At 60.6% G+C, this 6,816-nt stretch carries 6 protein-coding genes; 4 read left to right on the top strand and 2 right to left on the bottom strand.

From position 1 onward, the window contains the following. Positions 1–610: IclR family transcriptional regulator (locus OC610_RS01015; protein ID WP_264426113.1), on the top strand; the 610-nt coding region annotated here is incomplete at its 5' end. Positions 611–616: 6 nt separating this feature from the next. Here OC610_RS01015 and OC610_RS01010 read toward each other — a convergent pair. Beyond that, positions 617–1,669, bottom strand: coding sequence for an NAD(P)-dependent alcohol dehydrogenase (locus OC610_RS01010; protein WP_030137734.1), 1,053 nt, complete (start codon positions 1,667–1,669; stop codon positions 617–619). A 180-nt stretch (positions 1,670–1,849) separates the two neighbouring features. On the opposite strand from OC610_RS01010, the gene OC610_RS01005 reads away from it, so the two are divergent. Further along, entirely contained in the window at positions 1,850–2,740 is an 891-nt protein-coding gene (locus OC610_RS01005; protein ID WP_264426112.1) for an AraC family transcriptional regulator, read from the top strand. Positions 2,741–2,923: 183 nt separating this feature from the next. Here OC610_RS01005 and OC610_RS01000 read toward each other — a convergent pair whose 3' ends face one another. Beyond that, positions 2,924–4,588: an electron transfer flavoprotein-ubiquinone oxidoreductase gene (locus OC610_RS01000; RefSeq protein WP_264426111.1), complete on the bottom strand. Its 1,665-nt coding sequence runs from the start codon at positions 4,586–4,588 to the stop codon at positions 2,924–2,926. A gap of 545 nt (positions 4,589–5,133) precedes the next feature. On the opposite strand from OC610_RS01000, the gene OC610_RS00995 reads away from it, so the two are divergent. Both OC610_RS00995 and OC610_RS00990 read left to right on the top strand, forming a co-directional pair. After that, positions 5,134–5,883 carry an electron transfer flavoprotein subunit beta/FixA family protein gene (locus OC610_RS00995; protein ID WP_007908338.1) on the top strand — a complete coding sequence of 250 codons (750 nt, stop codon included), beginning with the start codon at positions 5,134–5,136 and terminating at the stop codon, positions 5,881–5,883. Between the two features lie 2 nt (positions 5,884–5,885). Then, complete coding sequence (locus OC610_RS00990) at positions 5,886–6,815, top strand: electron transfer flavoprotein subunit alpha/FixB family protein (protein WP_181287974.1); 930 nt, start codon at positions 5,886–5,888, stop codon at positions 6,813–6,815. Position 6,816: the final 1 nt, after the last annotated feature.

The raw sequence follows: 6,816 nt of genomic DNA, 5'->3' as shown, positions 1-6,816 counted from the left end.
TGTGGTGCCGCAAGTGGGCTACCTGCTGGGGCCGAAGTTGATCGAACTGGGTTTCCAGGCCCGGGAAGAATTGCCATTGGTGAGCCTGGCGGGGCCGTACCTGGACGAGCTGTCGGCGCTGACCGGGGACACCGTTCACCTGGCGATCCGCGAGGGCGACGAGGTTTTGTACTTGTTGAAGAATCCGGGGCGAAACGGCCCGGAGATGCGCTCGCGTGTGGGCCATCGCATGCCGTTGGCGCGGACCGGGATCGGCAAGGCGCTGATGCTTGATGACTCGCAGGAACAATGGAAGCGTTTGTATGAAATCAGCCTGCCGGCGGGTGGGAAGAATCAATTCTGGCCACAACACCAGGAGCAATCCTGGGAGCAGTTCCAGCAACGAATGGTGGCGTATGTGGCGGGGGGCTATGCCTTCGACCTGGAGGACAACGAGCCGTCGATCCGATGTGTGGCGGCGCCGATCCGCGACGCCGGCAAGCGCATCGTCGCCGGCATCAGCATCGCCAGCACCGTGCCGTACATGCCGCTGGAGAAAATGGCCGAGCTGATTCCCCTGGTCAAAGGGGTCACAGCCCGGCTGTCGGCGGAGTTGGGTGCCAAGGTCTGACGAGCGTCAGGCCTTGAGCGTCGCCATGTCGATGACGAAGCGGTACTTCACGTCCCCGGCGATCATGCGGCTGTAGGCCTCGTTGATCTGGCGGATGTCGAGCATTTCAATGTCGCAGCTGATGTTGTGCTCAGCGCAGAAATCCAGCATCTCCTGGGTTTCTGCGATACCGCCGATCAGCGAGCCGGCGAGCACTCGGCGACCCAGGATCAGTTTTGCCGCGTGTACCGGTGGGTCGACCGGCTCGACCAAGCCCACGATGATGTGCACGCCGTTGAAATGCAGCGTGTCGAGGTAGGGATTGAGGTCGTGCTGCACCGGAATGGTGTCCAGCAGGAAGTTGAAGCGTCCGGCCGCGGCTGCCATCTGTTCAGCGTCGGTGGACACAATCACATGGTCCGCGCCTTGGCGACGGGCTTCTTCAGCCTTGCTTGCCGAGCGGGTAAAGAGCGTCACTTCCGCGCCCATGGCCTTGGCGAACTTGATGCCCATGTGGCCCAGGCCGCCCATGCCCAGCACGCCGACCTTGTCACCGGCCTTCACGCCGTAGTGCTTGAGCGGCGAGTAAGTGGTGATGCCGGCGCAGAGCAGCGGTGCGGCGCTGGCCGGGTCAAGCGTTTGCGGGATGCGCAGCACAAAGTGCTCGCTGACCACGATGCTGTCGGAATAGCCGCCCATGGTGTGGCCGCCACTTATGCGGTCCGGGCTGGCGTAGGTCTGGGTCATGCCTTCCAGGCAGTATTGCTCAAGATCGGACCGGCAAGCTTCGCACTCGCGGCAGGAGTCGACCATGCAGCCCACGCCTACCAGATCGCCGACTTTGTGGCCGGTGACATTCGCACCGACGGCGGTGACTTTTCCGATGATTTCATGGCCGGGCATCAACGGGTAAACGGCGATGCCCCATTCATTGCGGGCCTGGTGGATGTCGGAGTGACAGACCCCGCAGTAGAGGATGTCGATCGCCACGTCGTCGGCGCGCGGGCTGCGGCGCTCGAACTTCATCGGGGCGAGGGGAGTGGTGGCCGATTGGGCGGCATATCCGATGGCTGTGTACATGATGGACCTCGCTAAGCAGTGAACGGTGAGGGGTTCCATTCTGGGAGTCCTGACGGCAGGCGGCGATGGCGATTCCTACGCCTGTCATGCCTAATCCTCCGGCGTTGGCCAGGATTTGATTTCATGTGACGCCAGACCTGCGATGATGGTTTCATCCCTTTTTTCGTGAAGTTTTTGCCCATGTTGTTGACCCGCCATCTCGATGCCAATGCCACGCTGGTTTCGCTGATAGAACCCTTGGCGACCCGTGACGGTTTCGTCCCTACGCGCCTGCCTGGCGTGCACGCGCTGCGGGCCAGTCAGGACGTCGCTCGTGGCCCGCAGCTCTACGAGCCGAGCCTGGTGATCATTGCCCAAGGCAGCAAACTGGCCTACCTGGGGCCACGCACGCTGGAATATGGCGCCGGGCATTATCTGATCCAAGCGTTGCCGGTGCCGTTCGAATGCGAAACCTACGCCATGCCCAATGCTCCGCTGTATGGCGTTTCCGTTGCGATCGATCGGGCGATGCTGGGGGAGCTGGTGCTGGCCATGGGATTGATGCCCGGTCGGAACCTGCCGCCGCAGACACCGGAGTCGATGACCAGCGCGGTGCTCGACGACGCCATGCGTGGGGCTGTCGAGCGGTTGTTGCGCTGCTTGCACGATCCATTGGAATGTCAGGTCATGGGCCAGGTGCGGCTGCGGGAGTTGCTCTTCGTCGCGTTGCGCGGGCCTCAGGCCGATGTGTTGCGGGCGCTGGTGGAACAGCAAGGGCAGTTCGCGCGGATTGCCGTGGCCCTGAACCATTTGCATGCGCACTTCACCGAGCCGCTGAACGTCGAGACGCTGGCCAGTTGCGCGAACATGAGTGCCTCGACCTTTCATGAGCATTTCAAGCGCAGCACATTGTTGTCGCCGGTGCAGTACCTCAAGCGATTGCGCCTGCTCAAGGCCCAGCGGCTGCTGCTGATCGAGGGCATGGGCGTGGCCCAGGTCGCGCACCAGGTGGGGTATCAGAGCCCGTCGCAGTTCAGCCGGGAGTACAAGCGTTACTTCGAGCGCAACCCTGGGGAAGAGCGCGTCGCCTGAGCTGTTCAGGAACCCTGTGGGAGCGAGCCTGCTCGCGAAAGCGGTGTCTCAGTCGACATTGTTGTTGGATGATAAACTGCTTTCGCGAGCAGGCTCGCTCCCACACTGGTTCGGTGCGGTTTCCAGAATCGCAGGCAACAAAAAGGCCCCCATTACGGGAGCCTTGATGTTCAGCGTGTCGGCTTACATGTTCGGGTAAGTCGGCCCGCCAGCGCCTTCCGGCGTGACCCAGGTGATGTTCTGCGCAGGGTCCTTGATGTCACAGGTCTTGCAGTGAACGCAGTTCTGGGCGTTGATCTGGAAGCGCTTCTCGCCGTCTTCCTTGGTGATCACTTCGTATACGCCGGCCGGGCAGTAGCGCTGGGCGGGTTCGTCGTACAACGGCAGGTTCTTGCTGATCGGGATGCTCGGGTCCGTCAGCTTCAGGTGGCAAGGCTGTTCTTCTTCGTGGTTGGTACCGGAGATGAACACCGAGCTGAGCTTGTCGAAGCTGAGCTTGCCGTCCGGTTTCGGGTAGTCGATCTTCTTGCATTCGGCTGCCGGTTTCAGGCAAGCGTAATCCGGCGTGGTGTCGCGCAGGGTGAACGGGATCTTGCCGCCGAAGATGTTCTGGTCGAGCCAGTTGAAACCGCCGCCGACGATCGCGCCGTACTTGTGGATTGCTGCACCGAAGTTGCGGCTGGCGAACAGTTCTTCATACAGCCAGCTGTTCTTGAAGCTGTCGACATAGGCAGTCAGTTCATCACCGCCCTCGGACTCGGCGAACAGTCGATCGGCTACGGCCTCGGCGGCGAGCATGCCGGATTTCATGGCAGTGTGGCTGCCCTTGATCTTGGCGAAGTTCAAGGTGCCGAGGTCGCAACCGATCAGCGCGCCGCCCTTGAAGACCATTTTCGGCAGCGAGTTCAGGCCGCCCTTGGCGATGGCGCGGGCACCGTAGCTAACGCGCTTGCCACCTTCCAGATATTGCTTGAGTACCGGGTGATGCTTGAGGCGCTGGAATTCGTCGAACGGCGACAGGAAGGTGTTGCTGTAGGACAAGTCAACGATCAGGCCGACCACCACCTGGTTGTTTTCCAGGTGATAGAGGAAGGAACCACCGGTGTTCTCGGTGCCCATGATGTCCAGCGGCCAGCCGGCGGTGTGCACCACCAGGCCGGGTTGATGTTTGGCCGGATCGATTTCCCAGATTTCCTTCAGGCCGATGCCGTAGTGCTGGGTGTCGGCTTCGCTGTCCAGGTTGAAGCGCTTGATCAGTTGTTTACCGATGTGCCCACGGCAGCCTTCGGCGAACAGCGTGTACTTGCCACGCAGCTCCATCCCTGGGGTATAGAGGCCTTCTTTCGGATGGCCTTCGCGATCGACACCCAAGTCGCCGGTAATGATCCCGCGAACCACGCCATTTTCATCGAACAGGGCTTCCTGAGCGGCGAAGCCCGGGTAGATTTCCACGCCCAGGTTCTCGGCCTGCTGGGCCAACCAGCGGCACAGGTTGCCCAGGGAAATAATATAGTTGCCTTCGTTGTGCATGGTCTTGGGCACAAAGAAGTCAGGGATTTTGCTCGCGGCCTCGGCGTTCCTCAGGACATAAATGTCATCGCGCTTGACGGGCGTATTCAACGGGGCGCCGAGTTCTTTCCAGTCCGGGAACAATTCGTTCAAGGCGCGGGGCTCGAACACCGCGCCGGATAGGATGTGCGCGCCGACTTCGGAACCTTTTTCGACCACGCAGACGCTGATTTCCTTACCGGCTTCGGCGGCCTTCTGTTTCAGTCGGCAAGCGGCAGACAGGCCAGCGGGGCCGGCACCGACGATGACCACGTCGAATTCCATGTATTCGCGTTCCACAGGCTATCTCCTACTCAAGGCTCACAGTTTTTTCTAATTGGAGGTTTGGCGTTGCATCCGTTGTTTCCTTCGCGAGGCGACGAAAGCGACAATGGATGAGACGCGGCTCTCTCTCTAAGCGGCGCATTATATCTACACCACTCTCAGGGTCCAATACAAACGTTTGTTTGAAATCGCCGCAGCCCAGATAAATCACTGACGTACGGCTTATGACTGACCATTTTGCCGTATTGACCGGAATAGGCGTTCCGGTCAATATACGGGCGGTTTTGCGCTCGCCGTAGGCTGACTGTTGGTTTCAAGAGCACCTCTAAAGACAGGGCGAAGGCAGCACAAAGTGACGAATTGCGAGGTTTGGACGCGCAGTTTACACGCCGCGATAATGAATGACTCATCGGTCATCACTGACGAATGGTCTTCACTCCCGTGAGCAAGGTCATGTGTGGTTCATGCCGGCGTTTTTAGAGGTGCCCTTGCGCCCATGATCATCAACCGCCAGGTTCGCCCGGGCGACTTTCTTTTCACCGGAGAGTAACGAGGAATCCATGAAGGTTCTTGTAGCTGTCAAACGAGTGGTCGACTATAACGTCAAGGTTCGCGTCAAGGCGGACAACTCCGGCGTCGACCTCGCCAACGTCAAGATGTCGATGAACCCTTTCTGCGAAATCGCCGTAGAAGAAGCCGTACGCCTGAAAGAGAAAGGCGTGGCGACTGAGATCGTCGTCGTTTCCATCGGCCCGACCACCGCCCAGGAGCAACTGCGCACTGCGCTGGCGCTGGGTGCCGATCGCGCCATCCTCGTCGAGTCCGCCGAAGACCTGACTTCCCTGGCCGTTGCCAAGCTGTTGAAAGCCGTTGTCGACAAGGAGCAGCCACAGCTGGTGATCCTCGGCAAGCAGGCCATCGACAGCGACAACAATCAGACCGGCCAGATGCTCGCTGCGTTGAGCGGCTACGGCCAGGGCACCTTCGCTTCGAAAGTCGAAGTGTCCGGCGACAGCGTTGCCGTGACCCGTGAAATCGACGGCGGCGCGCAGACCGTTTCCCTGAAACTGCCGGCCATCGTCACCACCGACCTGCGTTTGAACGAGCCGCGCTATGCGTCCCTGCCAAACATCATGAAAGCCAAGAAGAAGCCGCTTGAAGTGCTGACTCCTGATGCTTTGGGCGTTTCCACCGCCTCCACCAACAAGACCCTGAAAGTCGAGGCGCCGGCTGCACGCAGCGCGGGCATCAAGGTCAAGTCGGTGGCTGAACTGGTCGAGAAACTGAAAAACGAAGCGAAGGTGATCTGATCATGACTATCCTCGTAATCGCCGAACACGATAACAAGGCGCTGGCTCCGGCCACGCTGAACACCGTTGCTGCCGCCGCCAAAATCGGTGGCGATGTCCACGTTCTGGTAGCCGGACAGGGCGCTGGCGCCGTTGCCGAAGCCGCTGCGAAAATCGCTGGCGTGAGCAAAGTCCTGAACGCCGACAACGCCGCCTACGCGCACCAGTTGCCGGAAAACGTTGCGCCGCTGGTGGCCGAGCTGGGGAAGGGCTACAGCCACATCCTGGCTGCCGCGACCTCCAACGGTAAAAACATCCTGCCTCGCGTCGCCGCTGCTCTAGACGTCGACCAGATCTCCGAGATCATCTCGGTCGAAAGCGCCGACACCTTCAAGCGTCCGATCTACGCCGGCAACGCCATTGCCACCGTGCAATCGACAGCGTCGGTCAAGGTCATCACCGTCCGCGCCACCGGTTTCGACCCGGTTGCCGCCGAAGGTGGCTCGGCTGCCGTTGAAGCCGTAGGCGCTGCCCATGACGCCGGCATCTCCAGCTTCGTCAACGAAGAACTGGCCAAGTCCGATCGTCCTGAGCTGACCGCTGCCAAGATCGTCGTTTCGGGCGGTCGTGGCATGCAGAACGGTGATAACTTCAAGCACCTGTACGCCTTGGCCGACAAGCTGGGCGCTGCCGTTGGCGCATCCCGCGCGGCGGTCGACGCAGGCTTCGTGCCCAACGACATGCAGGTCGGCCAGACCGGCAAGATCGTTGCGCCACAGCTGTACATCGCCGTCGGTATCTCCGGCGCGATCCAGCACCTGGCCGGCATGAAAGACTCCAAGGTGATCGTTGCGATCAACAAGGACGAAGAAGCGCCGATCTTCCAAGTGGCCGATTATGGCCTGGTCGCGGACTTGTTCGAAGCCGTCCCTGAGTTGGAGAAGCTGGTCTAAT

The organism is Pseudomonas agronomica (assembly GCF_025917275.1).
Classification (GTDB): domain Bacteria; phylum Pseudomonadota; class Gammaproteobacteria; order Pseudomonadales; family Pseudomonadaceae; genus Aquipseudomonas; species Aquipseudomonas agronomica.
This window is presented reverse-complemented; position numbering and strand designations above follow the sequence as displayed.